This window comes from Mycobacteroides franklinii, assembly GCF_002013895.1.
Taxonomy (GTDB): domain Bacteria; phylum Actinomycetota; class Actinomycetes; order Mycobacteriales; family Mycobacteriaceae; genus Mycobacterium; species Mycobacterium franklinii.
The window spans coordinates 85254-103305 of record NZ_MAFQ01000018.1 but is presented as its reverse complement, the minus strand read 5'-3'; the positions used below and the strand labels follow the sequence as shown (position 1 = coordinate 103305).

At 64.6% G+C, this 18052-nt stretch carries 16 protein-coding genes and 1 riboswitch; of the genes, 14 read left to right on the top strand and 2 right to left on the bottom strand.

The window, feature by feature from the left end; translation table 11 throughout:
• Window positions 1–20: 20 nt before the first annotated feature.
• Complete coding sequence (locus tag B4393_RS24650) at window positions 21–650, top strand: TetR/AcrR family transcriptional regulator (RefSeq protein WP_078336383.1); 630 nt, start codon at window positions 21–23, stop codon at window positions 648–650.
• Here B4393_RS24650 and B4393_RS24645 read toward each other — a convergent pair.
• A complete protein-coding gene (locus B4393_RS24645; RefSeq protein WP_078336364.1) occupies window positions 647–2167 on the bottom strand; it encodes an ABC1 kinase family protein in 1521 nt (506 codons plus the stop codon). The two genes, B4393_RS24650 and B4393_RS24645, sit on opposite strands and share 4 nt — an antisense overlap.
• 249 nt (window positions 2168–2416) lie before the next feature.
• Between B4393_RS24645 and B4393_RS24640 the strand changes: the two genes are divergently transcribed.
• The 13 genes from B4393_RS24640 (at window position 2417) to gcvP (ending at window position 16061) form a co-directional block, all read left to right on the top strand.
• Window positions 2417–2893: a type II toxin-antitoxin system Rv0910 family toxin gene (locus B4393_RS24640; protein ID WP_078336363.1), complete on the top strand. Its 477-nt coding sequence runs from the start codon at window positions 2417–2419 to the stop codon at window positions 2891–2893.
• A 57-nt stretch (window positions 2894–2950) separates the two neighbouring features.
• Window positions 2951–4234: an acyl-CoA dehydrogenase family protein gene (locus tag B4393_RS24635; RefSeq protein ID WP_078336362.1), complete on the top strand. Its 1284-nt coding sequence runs from the start codon at window positions 2951–2953 to the stop codon at window positions 4232–4234.
• Window positions 4235–4440: 206 nt separating this feature from the next.
• Window positions 4441–6765, top strand: a complete 2325-nt coding sequence (gene secA2, locus B4393_RS24630) for an accessory Sec system translocase SecA2 (protein WP_165758513.1) — start codon at window positions 4441–4443, stop codon at window positions 6763–6765.
• 57 nt (window positions 6766–6822) lie between these two features.
• The gene (locus tag B4393_RS24625; protein ID WP_078336361.1) at window positions 6823–7419 is read left to right on the top strand and encodes a CDP-alcohol phosphatidyltransferase family protein; all 597 of its coding nucleotides are present in this window, start codon (window positions 6823–6825) and stop codon (window positions 7417–7419) included.
• 1 nt (window position 7420) lies between these two features.
• On the top strand, window positions 7421–8389 hold the full coding sequence (locus B4393_RS24620; protein ID WP_078336360.1) for a DUF881 domain-containing protein: 969 nt from the start codon (window positions 7421–7423) through the stop codon (window positions 8387–8389).
• 36 nt (window positions 8390–8425) lie between these two features.
• Entirely contained in the window at window positions 8426–8758 is a 333-nt protein-coding gene (locus B4393_RS24615; protein ID WP_005058551.1) for a small basic family protein, read from the top strand.
• A 4-nt stretch (window positions 8759–8762) separates the two neighbouring features.
• The gene (locus B4393_RS24610) at window positions 8763–9542 is read left to right on the top strand and encodes a DUF881 domain-containing protein (protein WP_078336359.1); all 780 of its coding nucleotides are present in this window, start codon (window positions 8763–8765) and stop codon (window positions 9540–9542) included.
• Window positions 9543–9597: 55 nt separating this feature from the next.
• On the top strand, window positions 9598–9993 hold the full coding sequence (gcvH, locus tag B4393_RS24605) for a glycine cleavage system protein GcvH (RefSeq protein WP_070939969.1): 396 nt from the start codon (window positions 9598–9600) through the stop codon (window positions 9991–9993).
• 228 nt (window positions 9994–10221) lie between these two features.
• The gene (garA, locus tag B4393_RS24600) at window positions 10222–10695 is read left to right on the top strand and encodes a glycogen accumulation regulator GarA (RefSeq protein WP_005075485.1); all 474 of its coding nucleotides are present in this window, start codon (window positions 10222–10224) and stop codon (window positions 10693–10695) included.
• Window positions 10692–11438 carry a transcriptional regulator FtsR gene (gene ftsR, locus B4393_RS24595; RefSeq protein ID WP_078336358.1) on the top strand — a complete coding sequence of 249 codons (747 nt, stop codon included), beginning with the start codon at window positions 10692–10694 and terminating at the stop codon, window positions 11436–11438. Before garA ends, ftsR begins: the two co-directional genes overlap by 4 nt.
• Before the next feature lie 45 nt (window positions 11439–11483).
• Window positions 11484–11987 carry a bifunctional nuclease family protein gene (locus tag B4393_RS24590; RefSeq protein ID WP_043078983.1) on the top strand — a complete coding sequence of 168 codons (504 nt, stop codon included), beginning with the start codon at window positions 11484–11486 and terminating at the stop codon, window positions 11985–11987.
• Window positions 11988–12242: 255 nt separating this feature from the next.
• Complete coding sequence (locus tag B4393_RS24585) at window positions 12243–12878, top strand: MerR family transcriptional regulator (RefSeq protein ID WP_070939965.1); 636 nt, start codon at window positions 12243–12245, stop codon at window positions 12876–12878.
• A gap of 62 nt (window positions 12879–12940) precedes the next feature.
• A riboswitch (glycine riboswitch) is annotated at window positions 12941–13038 on the top strand.
• Between the two features lie 185 nt (window positions 13039–13223).
• Entirely contained in the window at window positions 13224–16061 is a 2838-nt protein-coding gene (gene gcvP / locus B4393_RS24580) for an aminomethyl-transferring glycine dehydrogenase (protein ID WP_078336357.1), read from the top strand.
• 71 nt (window positions 16062–16132) lie between these two features.
• Here gcvP and B4393_RS24575 read toward each other — a convergent pair whose 3' ends face one another.
• The gene (locus B4393_RS24575) at window positions 16133–18025 is read right to left on the bottom strand and encodes a vWA domain-containing protein (RefSeq protein WP_078336356.1); all 1893 of its coding nucleotides are present in this window, start codon (window positions 18023–18025) and stop codon (window positions 16133–16135) included.
• Between the last annotated feature and the right edge of the window lie 27 nt (window positions 18026–18052).

Sequence of the window (18052 nt, the reverse complement as noted above, 5' to 3'; positions counted from 1 at the left end):
AGGAGGAACGCAGCGCCGCCATGCGCAGCAGGCTGCTTGATGCCACGGTGGACTGCCTGGTCAAGTACGGATATGCGGGCACCACCACCACCCGGGTGGCACAACGCGCCGGCGTCACCCGCGGCGCCCTGGTCCATCATTTCCAGTCGAAATCCGAGCTTCTCGGAGAGTCGGTGCGGCACTTGGCGTTCAAGCAGGGGCAGGAGATCCTCTCCGAACTCATCGCGCTGGACCGTGACAGTGACGCCGACTTCATCAGCCGCTGCCTGGACGCGCTCTGGCGTATGCACCAGGGGTCGATGTTCGTCGCCACCATGGAACTATGGATCGCCGCACGCACCGATCCCGAGCTGTCCGCCCAGATGGATCAGTTCGAATTCATTGTGATGCAACAATTCTCCACACTGGGCCAATCGGTGAGTCAGAGCGACGAGGAATTGCGTGTCATCCGTAACATCACCCTCACCGCGATGGATGCCGTGCGCGGAATCCTGGTCAACAGCATGAACGCACCGCAGGAAGTTCGTGATCAGCGCTGGGCCCGGGCCAAGGCGATGCTGCTCAACATCGTCGAGTCACCGACTGTCGGCGCACCGCTCGACTCGGCGTTACGCACCATGGACACCGGAAGGCTCACCATTTCCGACTAGCCTCCGCGCGCCGACTCCCGCGCGGCCGCTTCTTCCATGCGCGATTGCTCGGCCGCGATGACCATGTTCCCGAAATATCCGATGAACGACGGATCCGAGAGCAGCGCCCAATCGGGTGCCAACAGCTTCATGTAGCGCTCCACGTACAGCAGTTGTTTGGAAATCAGCACCAGCTCTCGGGGCAGCCGCACGTCGTACTGCTTGGCCATCACGGCCAGCTGCTTGCCGAGCTGACCGTATTCGATGGCCGAAAGTTTGGACTGCTGCAGGGGGCTGGTGAAATTGGAGATATCCTTGCCCGCCGCCGTGGGGTCGACAGACTTGGCCCGATCGCCGATGGCGCCGAGCTTGTAGATGCCCCGACTCACTGCCGCGTGATCATTCTTCACGAAGAGGTCGACCATGATCTCGGTAAAGATCTTGCGGCTGCGTCCGTCAATACGTCCGACAATGCCGAAGTCCAGGAACACAATCCGACCGGTAGAGTCCACGAGCAGATTGCCCGCGTGTAGGTCTCCGTGGAACAGCCCCTTGTGAAATCCGGTCTCGAACAGCGAATAGACGATGGCCTTGACCAATCCGACCCCGTCGAAGCCCGCCGAGTCGAGTTCGGCGATGTTGTCGATCCGGATGCCTTCGACGTACTCCATCGTCAGCACCCGCTCGGTGGTGTACTCCCAGAACACTTTGGGAACGCGTACCTTATCGCCGTATTCGGTGTCGGCAAGGCTTGCGATCCACTGCTCCATGGCATGGCCCTCGGCCGCGAAGTCCAGCTCCTCGTTGAGGTTCTGTTCGAAGTCCTCGACGATCTCGGTGGCATTGGTGGCCCGGCCCAGATCGGTCTTGACCATCAAGCGCGCCAGACGTCCGATGATCCGGACATCGGCGGCGAGCCTGGTGCGGATCTTGGGGCGCTGGATCTTCACCACCACTCGTTCGCCGGATTTGAGGGTGGCGTGGTGAACCTGAGCGATAGACGCCGAAGCGAACGGATGATCGTCAAAAGTCGCGAATATGGTTGCCGGATCGGCACCTAACTGCTCGCGCACGGTCTGGCGAATCAGCTCCGAGGATGCCGGCGGCACCCTGTCGAGTAGCGTGCGGAACTCGTTGGAAAGCGTTTCGGGGAACACGCCGGGGGAGGACGCGACGAGCTGGCCGAGCTTGACGTAGGTCGGGCCCATGAGGGCGAAGGTGCGCCGCAGCTCGTGCGCGGCACGCACTTCCAGGGACCTTCCGCGCCGGGGCTTCACCAGCAGGCGCGCACCCGATCCCACCAGCCGGGCGACCGTGAGACCAAAACGCCCGGCCTCCACACGAAGTGGCGGCGAATGCAGTTTGACCCTCGGTCGGGTGATCTCGATATCGATCGTGGCGCCGGCAGGGGCCGAATCTGCCCCCGCGGAGGGTGGCTCCGAGGTAGATTCCGGGGCGGCGGGCTGCCGCCTCCCGTTCTCGGACAATCCGGCAGCGAGGGGCGCCGCGTCGTTGCCCGCGCCCTCGGGGGTGCTCATGAGCGCCACTGTAATACATACGAGCACAGTTGTATGTAACGTGCGCCCGAGCTACCGCTCGGTAACCGGCGAACCCCATTCCATCACCCACAGGCCTGTCGGTATTTGACCGCCATACACCTGCATTTAGTCGGTTTCGAGTGCGAGATCTGCGGTAATTGCATCTTACATACACGAGGGTATGTATGTTACGTTCGGAACCGTTGACATCAATCCGAGCCAGACCAATGACAAAGGAGTCTTTCGCCCATGTCTGAGCTGCACTCCAGCATCGACCTCCCGTACAGCATCGACAAGCTCTGGTCGGTGTTGCCGGACCTCAACAAATACGACGAGTGGATGACCATCCACACCGGATTCAAAGGCGATGTTCCCTCGATCGACGACATCAAGGTCGGCACCAAATTCTCCGAAATCGTCACCCTGATGGGGATGGCCAACACGGTCGAGTGGACCGTGCAGGAATTCACCCCGGCCGATGAGGTGCTGGCCGCCAAGAAGGGCGCCTTCAAGCTGGGTGGCACGGGCATGGCCGGAGTCGAGGCCATCATCAAGTCAAGCGTGGAAGAAATCGACGCCGACAACACCAGAGTGAACGTGGACTCGTCCTTCACCGGGCAAATGCTCACCGGAGCAATCGGTACCGCGATCGACAAGGCCGTGCAGGAAGAGCTCGAAAACTCCGTTGCGCGACTCAAGGAATTGCTGGCCAGGGAGCTCGGCTAGGCACGCGCCACCGCGCCCAATAGATATCGACCACTTTCACCGAAGAAAGCAGGACACATGCTCGACTGGTCACCCATTGACCTTGCGGTGCGTGACGCCGTTCGCCAGTTCATCGACAAGGAAGTCAGACCGCATGTCGACGCACTGGAGTCCGGCGAGATGGAGCCGTACCCCATCATCCGGAAGATGTTCGCCACCTTCGGCATCGACGCTCTTGCCAAAGAGGCGCTGCAGAAGCAGATAGAGAAGAAGAAAACCCGTGAGGCCGCACTGGCGGCCGGGGAACCGTTGGACGATTCGAAGAAATCCGACAGCGGCGGGGGAGCAATGGGCCTCGCCGGTGGGTCCGCCGGTATGGGATTCGTCCTCACCAGCGAAATTTCCCGGGTCTGCATGGGTTTGGTGACCGGTATGGGCGTGAGCATGGGGCTGACGGTGCCGACCATCGCTTCGCGCGGCACCGCCGCGCAAATGGAACGCTGGCTGCCCGAATTGGTCACCTACGAGAAGGTGGGTGCCTGGGCCATCACCGAACCCGATTCGGGCTCCGACGCGTTCGGCGGCATGAAGACATATGTGACGCGCGACGGCGAGGACTACATCCTCAACGGGCAGAAGACGTTCATCACCAACGGGCCCGATGCCGATGTGATCGTGGTCTACGCCAAGTTGAACGAAGACACAGCGCAGGAACCGGTTGATCCGCGCGATCGCAAGGTGCTGACGTTCGTGCTGGACAAGGGCATGGAAGGCTTCACGCAGTCGAAACCCTTCCGCAAGATGGGTATTCACAGCTCCCGTACCGGCCAGTTGTTCTTTGAGAACGTGCGCCTCGGCAGGGACCGGCTCCTCGGCGAAACAGAGACCAACGATCAGGGCGACGGCCGAGACAGTGCGCGCGCCAACTTCTCGATGGAACGCATCGGGGTGGCGGCACTCGCGCTGGGGGTCATCGAGGAGTGCCTGCGTCTCTCACTGGATTACGCCAAGACCCGCACCTTGTGGGGCAAGGAAATTGCCCAGTTCCAGCTCATCCAGCTCAAGCTGGCCAAGATGGAAGTGGCCCGGCTCAACGTGCGCAACATGCTGTTCCATGCCATCGAGAGCCTCTCGGAGAACAAGACGCCGTCCCTGGCAGAGGCCTCCGCCATCAAGCTCTACTGTTCGGAGGCCGCCACCGATGTCGCGATGGACGCCGTGCAGCTTTTCGGCGGCAACGGCTACATGACCGAGTACCGCGTCGAGCAGCTGGCGCGCGATGCCAAGTCTCTGATGATCTACGCCGGCAGCAACGAAGTGCAGATCACCCACATCGCCAAGGGGCTGTTGGCCGGCAAATAGCACGGCAAGTGGCACGGTAACGAGCTCGCGACATCCGCGCCGGCATCACACGCGGCACACCTTCGACACGATCGGCGGAGTATGGGGTCCCTACCGGGCCGCAGTACTCCGCCGATCGTGTCGCATCCATCACACGGGTATCGCAGATGGGTCCGGGAGCTCGCCTGACGGTGCTTATCGGGGCCCCTCGGAACCTCACGTACCGTGTGCATGTGCGCAAGTCGAACACCGCCTCACGGTTCACCGAGAAGTTCTGGAAACTGCTCGGTGCATCCACGGACAAGAACCAGAGCGAGTCGCTGGCCCTTGTGGAGACCTCGAAGAAGTACGACGAGAAGGCCAAGGACCTCACCGACGAGCAGCTCACCAAGGCGGCCAAGAAGCTCGACCTCTCCGAGGGCCTCGAGTCCAAGGACATCGGCCAATTCCTGGCGATCGTGCGTGAGGCGGCCGAACGGACCATCGACGAGCGTCCGTTCGACGTTCAGCTACTGGGTGCGCTGCGCATGCTCGACGGCGACGTCATCGAGATGGCCACCGGCGAAGGTAAGACCCTCACCGGCGCCATCACCGCCGCCGGATACGCCCTCGGCGGGCGCAGCGTGCACGTCATCTCCGTCAATGATTACTTGGCCCGGCGCGACGCCGAATGGATGGGACCGTTCCTGGAGCGGCTTGGCCTGACGATCGGCTGGATCACCGAGGAATCCACCGCCGACGAGCGCCGCAAGGCCTACGCCTGCGACGTCACCTACGGGTCGGTCAACGAGATCGGCTTCGACGTGCTGCGCGACCAGCTGGCAATCGACGTCGACGACCTGGTGTCACCGAGCCCCGACGTCGCCGTGGTCGACGAGGCCGACTCGGTGCTCGTCGACGAGGCCCTGGTGCCCCTGGTGCTGGCCGGTACCAGTCATCGGGAAGCCCCGAGCTCGGAGGTCATCGAGGCGGTACGCGAGCTGATCGCCGGCGAGGACTACGAGGCCGACAGCGATCGCCGCAACATCTTCCTGACCGACATCGGCGCCCGGAAGCTGGAAAAGCAGCTGGGAAACATCGACCTGTACTCCGAACACCACGTCGGCACCATTCTCACCGAGGTCAACGTCGCACTGCACGCACACGTGCTCCTCGAGCGCGATGTGCACTACATCGTGCGTGACGGCGCCGTACACCTCATCAACTCCTCACGCGGCCGCATCGCCACCCTGCAACGCTGGCCCGATGGCTTGCAGGCGGCGGTCGAAGCCAAGGAAGGCATCGAAACCACCGACACCGGCGAGGTTCTCGACACCATCACCGTGCAGGCGCTGATCAACCGCTACCCGCGCGTCTGCGGAATGACCGGTACCGCGCTCGCCGCCGGCGAACAGCTGCGCCAGTTCTACAAGCTGGGAGTCTCGCCGATCCCGCCGAACACCCCGAACATTCGCGAAGACCAGCCCGACCGTGTGTACATCACCGAGGCAAGCAAGAACGACGCCATCGTCGCGCATATCGCCGAGATCCATGCCACCGGTCAGCCGGTGCTCGTCGGCACCCACGATGTCGCCGAATCCGAGGCGCTGCATCACCGACTGGTCCGCGCGGGCGTTCCCGCCGTCGTGCTGAACGCCAAGAACGACGCCGAGGAGGCCCGCGTCATCGCCGAGGCGGGCGCGCTCAATGCCGTCACGGTCTCCACCCAAATGGCCGGCCGCGGTACCGATATCCGCCTGGGCGGATCCGAGGAGACCGACTACGACGCTGTCGTCGAGGCCGGCGGGCTGCACGTCGTCGGCACCGGGCGGCATCGCACCGAGCGGCTCGACAACCAGCTGCGCGGACGAGCCGGGCGCCAGGGTGACCCGGGATCGTCGGTCTTCTTCTCCAGCTGGGAGGACGAGGTCGTTGTGGCGCACCTGGATTCGGCCAAGCTGCCCACCGAAACCGATGACGACGGGCAGATCGTCAGCGCCAAGGCCGGCGGTCTGATCGACCACGCCCAGCGGGTGGCCGAAGGCGCGATGCTCGACCTGCACGCCAACACCTGGCGATACAACCAGCTGATCGCCCAGCAGCGCGCCATCATCTCCGACCGCCGGGACACCCTGCTGCGCACCGACACCGCCCGCAAGGAATTGCAGGAGCGTTCGCCCGAGCGCTATGACGAGCTGGCCGAGGAACTTTCCGAAGAGCGGCTGGAGCGCATCGCGCGGCAGATCATGCTGTACCACCTGGACCGGGGCTGGGCCGACCACCTGGCGTACCTCTCCGACGTGCGAGAAAGCATCCACCTGCGCGCCCTCGGACGACAGAACCCGATCGACGAGTTCCACCGGCTCGCCGTCGACGCCTTCGCGTCGCTGGCCGCCGACGCCGTGGAAGCCGCCCAGCAGACCTTTGACACCGCGAATCTGGTTGACGAGGAACAGGGATTGGATCTGTCCAAACTCGCCCGGCCGACCTCGACGTGGACCTACATGATCCACGACGACCCGCGCAAGAACGACAGCCTCTCGATCCTGAACCTGCCCGGCGTATTCAGCTGACGACAAGGGAGCCCATTTGCGCGGGGTATCACCTCGCGAATATGAGAGGCTGGCCGGATGGGAACCGCGGAGCCGTCCACTGGAGACGACCGGATACTGACGGTCCCCAACCTGCTGAGCGTCATTCGGCTGGCATTCATCCCACTGTTCCTGTACCTGCTGCTGGTGAAACACGCCGACGGATGGGCCGTCACCATCCTGATGCTCAGCGGCTTCACGGACTGGGCGGACGGCAAGATCGCCCGGCTGATGAACCAGTCGTCGCACCTCGGAACGCTCCTGGACCCGGCCGCCGACCGCCTTTACATGGTGACCACGCCGATCGCCTTCGCGATCCGGGACATCGTGCCGTGGTGGATCGTCATCGCCCTGATGGCCCGCGATCTCATTCTCACCCTCGGGCTGCCCATCGTGCGCAGCCGCGGCATCGAGGCCCTTCCGGTCATCTACATCGGCAAGGCCGCCACCTTCGCGTTGATGTCGGCGTTCCCGCTCATCCTGATCGGCGAATGGGACTCATTGTGGGGCAGGGTGATCGGCCCGTGCGGCTGGGCGTTCCTCATCTGGGGCCTGGGCATGTACCTGTGGACGTTCGTGCTCTACGTCGCGCAGATCGTGATGGTGGTGCGGCAACTGCCCAAGGTGACTACCTGACATGGATACACCGGACACCCCCGCGAGCGGGAAGGACCCCCAGATACACGGAAATGGGCCGCACCTCATGGGTGGTTTCGAGCCCGAGGAGGGGCTGGGCCACCACACCGCCAACCGCCCCAAGCGCAATCCGGTGCCCTCGCTGCTGCGCACACTGCTCTCCGATCACCTGGACGCCGGATACCTGGAGGCCGCCGAGGCTCGCAAGAATGGGGGCGCGCCGCGTGGGCGGCTGGCCGAATGGGGTTGGCAGGCAATCGCTGCCATCGCCATCGCGGTAGTCTTCGCGGCCGCCGTCGCTCAGACCACACGCATCGCGCCCGGCGTGATGCAGGAGAAGCAGGGGCTGCTCGCCAGCATCCGCAGTGAACAACGCGATTCGGGAGCGCTGGAATCCACTCGTGACCAGCTTTCCTCGCAGGTGGCCGGAGCCCGGCGCAGTCAGCTGGAAGGCAACGAACAGGGCAAGGAGCTGCTGAATCGGTTGGACCAGTTGGGCCTTGCCGCCGCGAGCACCGAGGTACGAGGACCCGCGCTCATCGTCACGCTGGCGGACCCGGGCAGCGGCGGCGACCTTTCGGACGTCTCCAAGGAACGCATCCCACGCAGCCAGCAGGTCATTCTGGACCGCGACATGCAACTCGTGGTGAACTCGCTGTGGACCAGTGGTGCGGAGGCGATTTCGGTATCCGATGTGCGTATCGGCCCCAACGTGACGATGCGTCAGGCCGGGGGAGCGATCCTGGTCGACAATCAGCCCACCAGTTCGCCGTACCGGATCGTGGCCATCGGACCGGCCAACACCATCAAGTCTGCGTTCGAACGTAGTCCGGGAATGGCTAGGATGCGGCTCCTGCAGAAGTCGTATGGCATACGGCTCACCCTGGCCACCCAGGAGAACGTGCAGATGGCCCCGGCAGCCAGCCGGGATGTCAAATACGCCAAAGAGATTCCGGCGGGCAATCGGTGAGGTGGGCCCGACCGTGATGTGGAAAGGAAGTGGACGATGATCGGCATAGTCGCGCTGGCGATCGGCGTGGTTCTGGGGTTGGTGTTTCACCCGAACGTGCCTGACGCCGTCGCCCCGTACTTGCCGATCGCGGTGGTGGCGGCGCTCGACGCACTCTTCGGCGGCGCCCGGGCCTACCTGGACCAGATATTCGATTCGAAGGTCTTCGTGGTGTCCTTCGTCTTCAACGTGCTGGTGGCGGCGCTGATCGTGTTCGTGGGCGACCAGCTCGGGGTCGGTACACAGCTATCCACCGCCATCATCGTCGTTCTCGGCATCCGAATCTTCGGGAACGCTGCCGCCCTGCGGCGCAGGTTGTTTGGGGCGTGAGCCAGTGAACCAATCTCATCCCGCGCAGCCGGATTCACGACACGAACCACATCCCGGCAAGCACGAAATGCCCAAGAGGCGTCGGCCACCGACGCGCAGTCAGATCACCTTCGGCGTGCTGGGTGTGGCACTGTGCGCACTACTGGGCCTGGCGATCACCACCCAGGTGCGTCAGACCGAATCGGGCGACGGGCTCGATACCGCTCGGCCTGCCGATTTGCTCGTGCTACTCGACTCCTTGCAGCAGCGAGACGCCAATCTCAACAAGGAGATCGCGGATCTACAACAGAGCCTGATCACCATGCGCGCCAGCGGAACCGGCAATCAGGCCGTGATCAACGACGCCAAGGCACGGCTGTCTGCGCTGTCCATCATGGCGGGGACCGTCGGCGCTACCGGACCGGGCGTCGTCCTGACCATCACCGATCCCGGACAGGGACTGGGCGCGGAAACGCTGCTCGACATCGTCAACGAGCTGCGGGCGGCCGGAGCCGAAGCCATCGAGATCAGGGCGGGCGACAAATCCGTACGCGTCGGTGCCGATTCGTGGGTCGTCGGCACCCCCGGACAGCTCGTCGTGGACGGCACGGCCCTGGCGCCCCCGTATTCGGTTCTGGCGATAGGCGATCCACCGACACTCGCGGCGGCGATGAACATTCCCGGCGGCGCCGTCGACACCGTGTCGCGGGTGGGCGGCAGCGTTACCATCGACCAGCCGGCGCGCGTTGACATCACCACCTTGCGAGAACCGAAACCTCGCCAATACGCTCAGCCCGGCAAGTAGCCCTGAGGGCCTAGCGACTACACAGACCACTGACCGAGAGCAAGGACGACTCACCGTGACCGAAATTCCTGCCGACCTGCATTACACCGAGGAACACGAATGGGTGCGGCGCACCGGCGAAACCACCGTGCGCATCGGAATCACCGACTACGCACAGTCGCAACTCGGTGACGTGGTGTTTGTCCAGCTCCCGGATGCCGGCTCCGATCTGACCGCCGGCTCCACATTCGGCGAGGTGGAATCCACGAAATCGGTATCTGACCTGTTCGCGCCCATCACCGCGAAAGTCGTTGCCGCGAATGGCGATTTGGATTCCAACCCGCAGCTGGTCAATTCAGATCCCTACGGCGAGGGCTGGTTGGTCGACCTTGAAGCCGCCAGCGCGGCCGATCTCGATGCGGCTCTTAATGACCTCTTAGACGCATCGGGATATGGTGACGCCACCGATTAGGAGGGCACAGGTTCTCCAACCAGTCCGACGGCCATAATTTCGGGTGGACCACTGGCGGATACGGCAGAGGTGACCCGTTACGGGCAGTCAGACGGTACGGTCGGAAACGAGCGGCGATGAACGCTCGCCGCGAAGAGCATGAGGGCAGATGAGGGTCGCGATGAGCATCACGCTCAGCGGGATCCGCACTGACAATCGAATCCTCCCAGGGGCGAGGAAGAAGGAGCGATGGTGACCGATAACGACAAGGACGACACGTCAGGCGAGGTCACCGCGGAGACGACCTCGGTGTTCCGCGCCGATTTCGCCACCGAGCTAGAGGCGCCCGCGCAGGCCGGTGCCGACGTGTCCGGTGTCGAAGGATTGCCCGCCGGATCGGCACTGTTGGTGGTCAAGCGCGGCCCCAACGCCGGATCACGCTTTCTGCTCGATCAGGCAACCACATCGGCCGGCCGGCACCCCGATAGCGACATCTTCCTCGATGACGTCACGGTGAGCCGTCGTCACGCCGAATTCCGGCTTGACAGTGACGAATTCCAGGTCGTGGACGTGGGCAGCCTGAACGGCACCTACGTCAACCGCGAGCCCGTCGATTCGGCGGTCCTCGCCAACGGCGACGAAGTGCAGATCGGAAAGTTCCGGCTGGTCTTCCTGACCGGACCGAAGTCGGCCGGCGATGATTCCGCCTCGGGTGGCCAGTGACAGCTCCCGACCGGCCGGCTCTCACCGGAATGTCGATCGGGTCGGTACTCGACCTGTTGCGTCCGGAGTTTCCGGACGTCACGATCTCGAAGATTCGATTCCTCGAATCGGAGGGACTGGTTACCCCGTCGCGTAGCGCGTCGGGGTATCGCCGGTTTTCGGCCTATGACGCCGAGCGGCTGCGTTTCATCCTGACCGCGCAACGCGATCACTACCTGCCGTTGAAGGTGATCAAGGAGCAACTCGACGCGCAGCCCGACGGAGCGTTGCCCGATGTAGCGGGCTTCGGCGGCGGCCCCAGGCTGTTCGCCATCACCGACGGTGACGACACCAACGGTGTTGCCCGTCAAGGATTCCCATCCTCCTCGCGGCCCACGCGGCTGAGCCGCGAGGATCTACTGTCGCGCTCGGGCGCCGACGAGGTGCTGCTGACCTCGCTCATCAAGGCGGGGATCATCACGGCCGGACCCGCCGGGTTTTTCGACGAATACACGGTACTGATCGTCCAGTGCGCCGCCGAGCTGGCCGATTACGGTGTCGAGCCGCGGCACCTGCGCACCTTCCGGTCGGCTGTCGACCGCGAGACGGACCTGATCGCCCAGATCGTGGGCCCGACCGTCAAGGCCAACAAGGCAGGAGCGCGCGACCGCGCTGATGACCTGATCCGGGAAGTGGCGGCGCTGTCGATCGCGCTCCACGGCGCCATGATCAAGTCGGCGGTGCGCGGCGTCCTCGATCGCTGAGTACTAGACTCGCGGTACGACAGAAGTACTGGTGTTGGAGGCACGATGAGCGAAGTTCGAGTCGTGGGAATCCGCGTGGAACAGCCCCAGAACCAGCCGGTGTTGTTGCTGCGCGAGTCCGCGGGGGATCGTTACCTGCCGATTTGGATCGGCCAGTCGGAGGCTGCTGCCATCGCACTGGAGCAGCAAGGGGTGGAGCCGGCGCGGCCGCTCACCCATGACCTGATTCGTGATCTCATTGTGGCCCTTGGGCATTCACTCAAGGAAGTCCGGATTGTGGATCTGCAAGAGGGCACGTTCTACGCGGATCTGGTGTTCGACAGCGACATCCGAGTGTCCGCGCGGCCATCGGATTCGGTGGCGATCGCGCTGCGTGTCGGGGTGCCGATCTACGTCGAGGAAGCCGTGCTCGCCGAGGCGGGCTTGATCATTCCCGACGAGGACGACGAGGACTCCGGCGGAGCACTGCGCGAAGACGAGGTGGAGAAGTTCAAGGAGTTCCTGGACAGCGTCTCGCCCGATGACTTCAAGGCCACGGAAGGCCCGTGACAGGGCCTTAAGTAACGAGTAAGTCTCAACCTGACCTTGACAGTCGCAGCCCGGGCGCGTCGCATTGACCGTAATTTCACGAGGGTCATAATTTGACTCAGCGGCCGGCACGGGGCAGCGCAAGGGGCGTATGCTCGGAGAATTCGTGCTTGGACGAACGCACTACCGGCGGACTCGGTACCGTGAAATCTCTCAGGGGATTTCTCAGGACCGCGCCACGAGAGCCGGCGAAGCGATCGGCGAGAGGGAGCAGAAGTGGTCGAACAGCCGCATGAGGGGCAGCTGGAGATGACGCTGGAGTCAGGAGCGGCGGGTTCGTCCGAGTCCTCCGAGTCCTCCGCATCTTCCGGGCCTGTCCAGCCGGGTCTCTTCCCGGATAACTCAGTTCCCGATCAGCTCGTCGGCTACCGCGGCCCGAGCGCCTGCCAGGTTGCTGGTATCACCTACCGCCAGCTGGACTACTGGGCCCGCACCTCGCTCGTGGTTCCCTCGATTCGCGGCGCCGCCGGTTCGGGTAGCCAGCGCCTGTACTCGTTCAAGGACATTCTGGTCCTGAAGATCGTCAAGCGACTGCTGGACACCGGTATCTCGCTGCAGAACATCCGGGTTGCCGTCGAGCACCTGCGCCAGCGCGGGGTCGAGGACCTGGCCAACATCACACTGTTCTCGGACGGCACCACCGTCTACGAGTGCACCTCCGCCGAAGAGGTCGTCGACCTGCTGCAGGGCGGGCAGGGTGTGTTCGGCATCGCGGTCAGCGGCGCCATGCGCGAACTGACCGGCGCAATCGCCGAGTTCCCCGGGGAGCGTGCCGACGGCGGCGAAGCCATCGAGGCGCCGGAGGACGAATTGGCCTCTCGCCGCAAGGATCGCGCCCGCAAGATCGGCTGATCCGGCGCCGCATTCGCTCCGGTCTGAACCAGCTCGTTAACTGGCGTAAACTGGTCCCGCATCGCCCGTGGGCGGGAGAGTGTCGTGACCGCCAGTCATGACCGCCGAAGGAGCAACACCTCTCCGTCAATCTCTCAGGCCCCCGAACCGCTCTCGGCCCCGATGCCTCTGAAAAGCGGCGATCCGGTTGTACGACCGGACCGCCCGCCGACGGGGAAAGGCGCCTAGCTGGAGATTCACCAGCCAGGACGACCGAATCTCTCAGGCACCCGGCACGGGTTGATGACAGAGGGAGGGGAGACGCTGTCGCGTGCCTGCCGCGCGACTCGACCCTCCGGGAGCGCCATGACGTTCGCTGACCGCCACATCGGTCCGACCACCGCCGATATCGACACCATGCTCGCCACCATCGGCGTAGCCAGCCTCGACGAACTCGCCGACAAGGCGGTTCCGGCCAGCATCCTGGACGCACTGCAGGGCGGGCTGGCCAGCGGACTCGACGCGCTTCCCGCGGCAGCCTCCGAACACGAAGCCCTGGACGCGCTGCGAAAACTCGCCGACCACAACACGATTGCCGTGTCCATGATCGGGCAGGGCTACTTCGACACGCTCACCCCGCCGGTGCTGCGCCGCCACATCCTCGAAAACCCGGCGTGGTACACCGCCTATACGCCCTACCAGCCGGAGATCAGCCAGGGCCGCCTCGAGGCATTGCTGAACTTCCAGACCATGGTCGCCGAGCTCACCGGTCTGGATATCGCGAATGCCTCCATGCTCGACGAGGGCACCGCGGCCGCGGAGGCGATGACGCTCATGCATCGCGCCGTGAAGTCCGGTTCCCATCGCCTCGTCATCGATGCCGACTTGTACGGACAGACCGCCGCCGTGATCGCCACCCGCGCCGAACCACTCGGCATCGAGGTGGTGACCGCCGATCTCACCGGGGGACTGCCCGAAGGAGAGTTCTTCGGGGTAATCGTGCAGCTGCCCGGCGCGTCCGGGGTGGTGCACGACTGGACGTCGCTCATCTCCGAGGCCCATGAGCGCGGCGCGCTGGTGGCGGTCGGCGCCGACCTGCTGGCCCTCACCCTTGTTGCCCCGCCCGGAGACATCGGCGCCGACGTGGCCTTTGGCACCACCCAGCGTTTCGGTGTACCCATGGGATTCGGCGGACCGCACGCCGGGTACCTCGCGGTGCACACCGCGCATGCCCGTCAACTGCCGGGACGCCTCGTCGGGGTATCGGTGGATGCGGACGGCTCGCCCGCGTATCGACTCTCGTTGCAGACCCGCGAACAGCACATCCGTCGGGACAAGGCCACCAGCAATATCTGTACCGCGCAGGTGCTACTGGCCGTGATGGCCGCCATGTACGCGAGCTACCACGGACCAGAAGGGTTGCGCGCCATTGCTACCCGGGTCCATCGCAATGCGCAGCTGCTGGCTTCCGGGCTGACCCGCGACGGCCACACCGTGGTGCACGACCATTTCTTCGACACCGTGCTGGTGCACGTTCCCGGCAAGGCTGCTCAGATCCAGGCCGCCGCCAAGGCCGAGGGTGTCAACATCTGGTGCCCCGACGGCGACCACGTCTCGATCGCCTGCGATGAGGCGACGACGCTGCCGCACCTGGTCTCGGTGCTGCGAGCATTCGGAACCGAGATGTTCGAGGGCACCCTGGAGGCCCCGCACACCTCGGACATCGCGACCCGCGACTCCGATTATCTGACTCATCCGGCGTTCAATCGCTACCACAGCGAGACGGAGATGATGCGGTACCTGCGTGCGCTGTCCGACAAGGACATTGCGTTGGATCGCAGCATGATTCCACTCGGTTCCTGCACCATGAAGCTCAACGCAGCCGCAGAGATGGAACCCATCACCTGGCCACAATTCGCCGCACAGCATCCGTTCGCGCCTGCGAGCGATTCACGCGGCCTGCGCACCCTGATCTCCGATCTCGAGGGTTGGCTGGCCGATATCACCGGCTACGACAAGGTGAGCTTGCAGCCCAACGCGGGGTCGCAGGGTGAATACGCGGGTCTGCTGGCCATCCGGCAGTACCACATTGACCGTGGCGACAGCGATCGCGACGTGTGCCTGATCCCGTCGAGTGCGCACGGCACCAACGCTGCCTCGGCCGCGCTGGCCGGCATGCGCGTTGTGGTGGTGGCGTGCCGCGAGAACGGCGATGTCGACCTGGACGACCTGCGCGAGAAAATCACCAAGAATGCCAGTGCGCTGTCCGCGATCATGATCACCTACCCGTCTACTCACGGTGTCTACGAACACGACATCGCCGACATCTGCGCGGCCGTGCACGATGCCGGGGGACAGGTGTACGTCGACGGTGCCAATCTGAACGCTCTTGTCGGGCTTGCCCGCCCCGGACGCTTCGGCGGCGACGTCAGCCACCTGAACCTGCACAAGACGTTCTGCATCCCCCACGGCGGCGGGGGCCCCGGCGTCGGGCCTGTCGCGGTGCGCAGCCACCTCGCGCAGTACCTGCCGGGGCACCCGTACGCCGACGAATTGCCCGGTGGCGCCGTCGTCTCTTCGGCGCCCTACGGTTCGGCATCGATCCTGCCGATCACCTGGGCCTACATCCGGATGATGGGCCCCGACGGCCTGCGGGCGGCATCACTGACGGCGATCGCCTCGGCCAACTACCTGGCGCGACGTCTCGATGAGTACTACCCGGTGCTCTACACCGGCGACAACGGCATGGTGGCCCACGAGTGCATCCTGGACCTGCGGGACATCACCAAGAACACTGGAGTCACCGTCGACGATGTCGCAAAGCGTCTGGCGGACTACGGTTTCCACGCGCCGACGATGAGCTTCCCGGTGGCCGGCACGCTCATGGTGGAGCCCACCGAAAGTGAGAGCCTGGCCGAGGTGGACGCCTTCTGCGAGGCCATGATCGCGATCAAGGCCGAGATCGACAAGGTGGGCTCCGGAGTCTGGCCGGTGGAGGACAACCCGCTGCGCGGGGCGCCGCACACCGCCGAATCCCTCATCGCCGACGAGTGGAGCCACCCTTACAGCCGGGCCGAGGCCGCCTACCCGCTGGGCAAGGGTTTCCGCCCCAAGGTGTGGCCGCCGGTACGTCGCATCGACGGAGCCTACGGAGACCGGAACCTGGTGTGCTCCTGCCCACCGATCGAGGCGTTCGCCGAGTAGTACGACGAGTAGGCGCTCGGTCCTCCATAACCCGAGGATGTGGAAGGACCAAGCGTCTGCTCGCGGGGGCGCTAGGACATGAAGCGGGTGATGGCCGCGACCAGCTCCGGGCTGTTCGAGGCCGGAATGTTCTGATAGGCGCCGCCGGTCTGCTGCGCGAGTGCCTGCCAGGTCTGCTGGTCGGAGTCGCCACCGAAGTCGATCACGTTGATGCGCACCGGTTTCGCCGGATCCTTGAGCCGGTTGATGGTGTCGATCAGGCCCTGACCGTCCAAGGTTTGGTCGGTGTGCGAACGCCCGGCCACCACCAACACCGAGTTGACCTGGTTGGGGCGGAAACCACCCACGGCGTCCTGATACAGCGCCCGCAGCGTCGTGTACGCCACCGCGCCATTGCCGGTGGGCTGCAGCGCCGTCAGCGCATCAGCGACGCTCTGCGAACGGGGCATGCCTTCCACGTCATCGCCGGCGCCACCGAGGCGCACCACGGTGTTGCCTTCCTTGCCGTCGTATACCCACAGGCCGACACCCGAAGTCGGAGCGATGGCACGAACCCTATTGGCCAGTGCCCCGGTGATATCGGACAGCTTCACATCGGGAGCGGGTGAGGAAGAAAGCATGATCGTCGTGGTCCCGGACCCTGTCGAGGTGCCCTCGGCCAGTGCGACGCGCACCTTGTCCTCGATGGTCAGCGGCGTTTCGATCTTGGCGAAGCTGACCACATCACTACTGGGCAGATCCGCGCCATCAGCGCGGAAGCCCGCGGCCGCCAGATCCTTGAGCTGGTCCTTGTCACCCAGGAAACGCGAGAACTGGCTTGCCGCCGTGTGCTGCTCCTCGGAGAGCCACGGACCGTCCAGTTGCACAGTGGGGTAGTCGGCGATCGGGGTTGCCCCGGCAGGCTGCCATGCGGCGATGACCTTCTTGGCGTCACCGTTGCTGCGAGTACGGGCATAAAGCTGCTGCTCGGTGGTGACCACCGCATGCACTGCGGCACCGGGCTGCTCGCCGCCGTCCAGCAGCGCGCCGATGGCATCGGACAAGTTGTTCGCGGGCAGCTTGGGAGCCGTCGCCGCCAACGATGCCGCCGCACCCGCACCCAGCTCGGGCGAGTCACCCGGGCGGACACTGGCCGCCGCCACCGCTTCGGCCGCGAGCTGCGTCGCATCGGCATTGCCGCTTGACGGCAGCGCCAACCGCAGCGAACCCCAGCCCGGAAGGCCGAAACCGTCGAGCGAGTTCGGGACATTCTGCAGTGCGGGCACATCCGCCCAGGTCTTGTCGCCGGGAATGGCCTGGCGCAGCCTCGGCGTCATCGCGATGACGACGGGCGAACTCACCAAGGACCGGCTGTCGCTGACGATATTGGTCTTCGATGCCGCCTTCAGGCGCGCCGAAGAGATCGAGCTGCCCGGGATCCACAAGGCCGGCTGTTCACCGAGCTCGGCGGGCCACTGACCTGTCAGCCCCTTGATCACATTGGCGGTATCCGCGGGACGCACCGAGACGGTGAAGCAGAAGTCGCCGATCACCTCGTGCTTCTTGTTGAACCGCTCCGACAATTCGCCGATCCGGTCCGCGATCGACGGGTCAGCAACCACGGCGATGGCGTTGTTTCCGTGCACGCAGGTGGCTGCGGCCTCGGCCTGGTTGTCGGTGGTCCGCCGGTCGAAGTACCACCACAGGCCGATGGATACGGCCACCACCAGTACCGCCGCGACGACGCCGATCAATCCCTTACTGACGCCCCAGTTGCTGCCACCACTGCGGCGATGAGACCGCTGCCAGCTGCCTGTATCCAATCCCGCACTGTCGAAGCTGCCTGTTCCTGGACTGTCGAGTCCTGGACTGTCGAACTCCGGTGCGGAGCTCGCTTCGTGGCCTGACTGAGGGTCCGCGACCCAACCGTCGTTGTCGTCCGGATCGTTTGGGCTACCCGACCCAGATGCGCTGTGCCTGCCCATGTGTTGTCGCGACCCTTCTGATCGTGT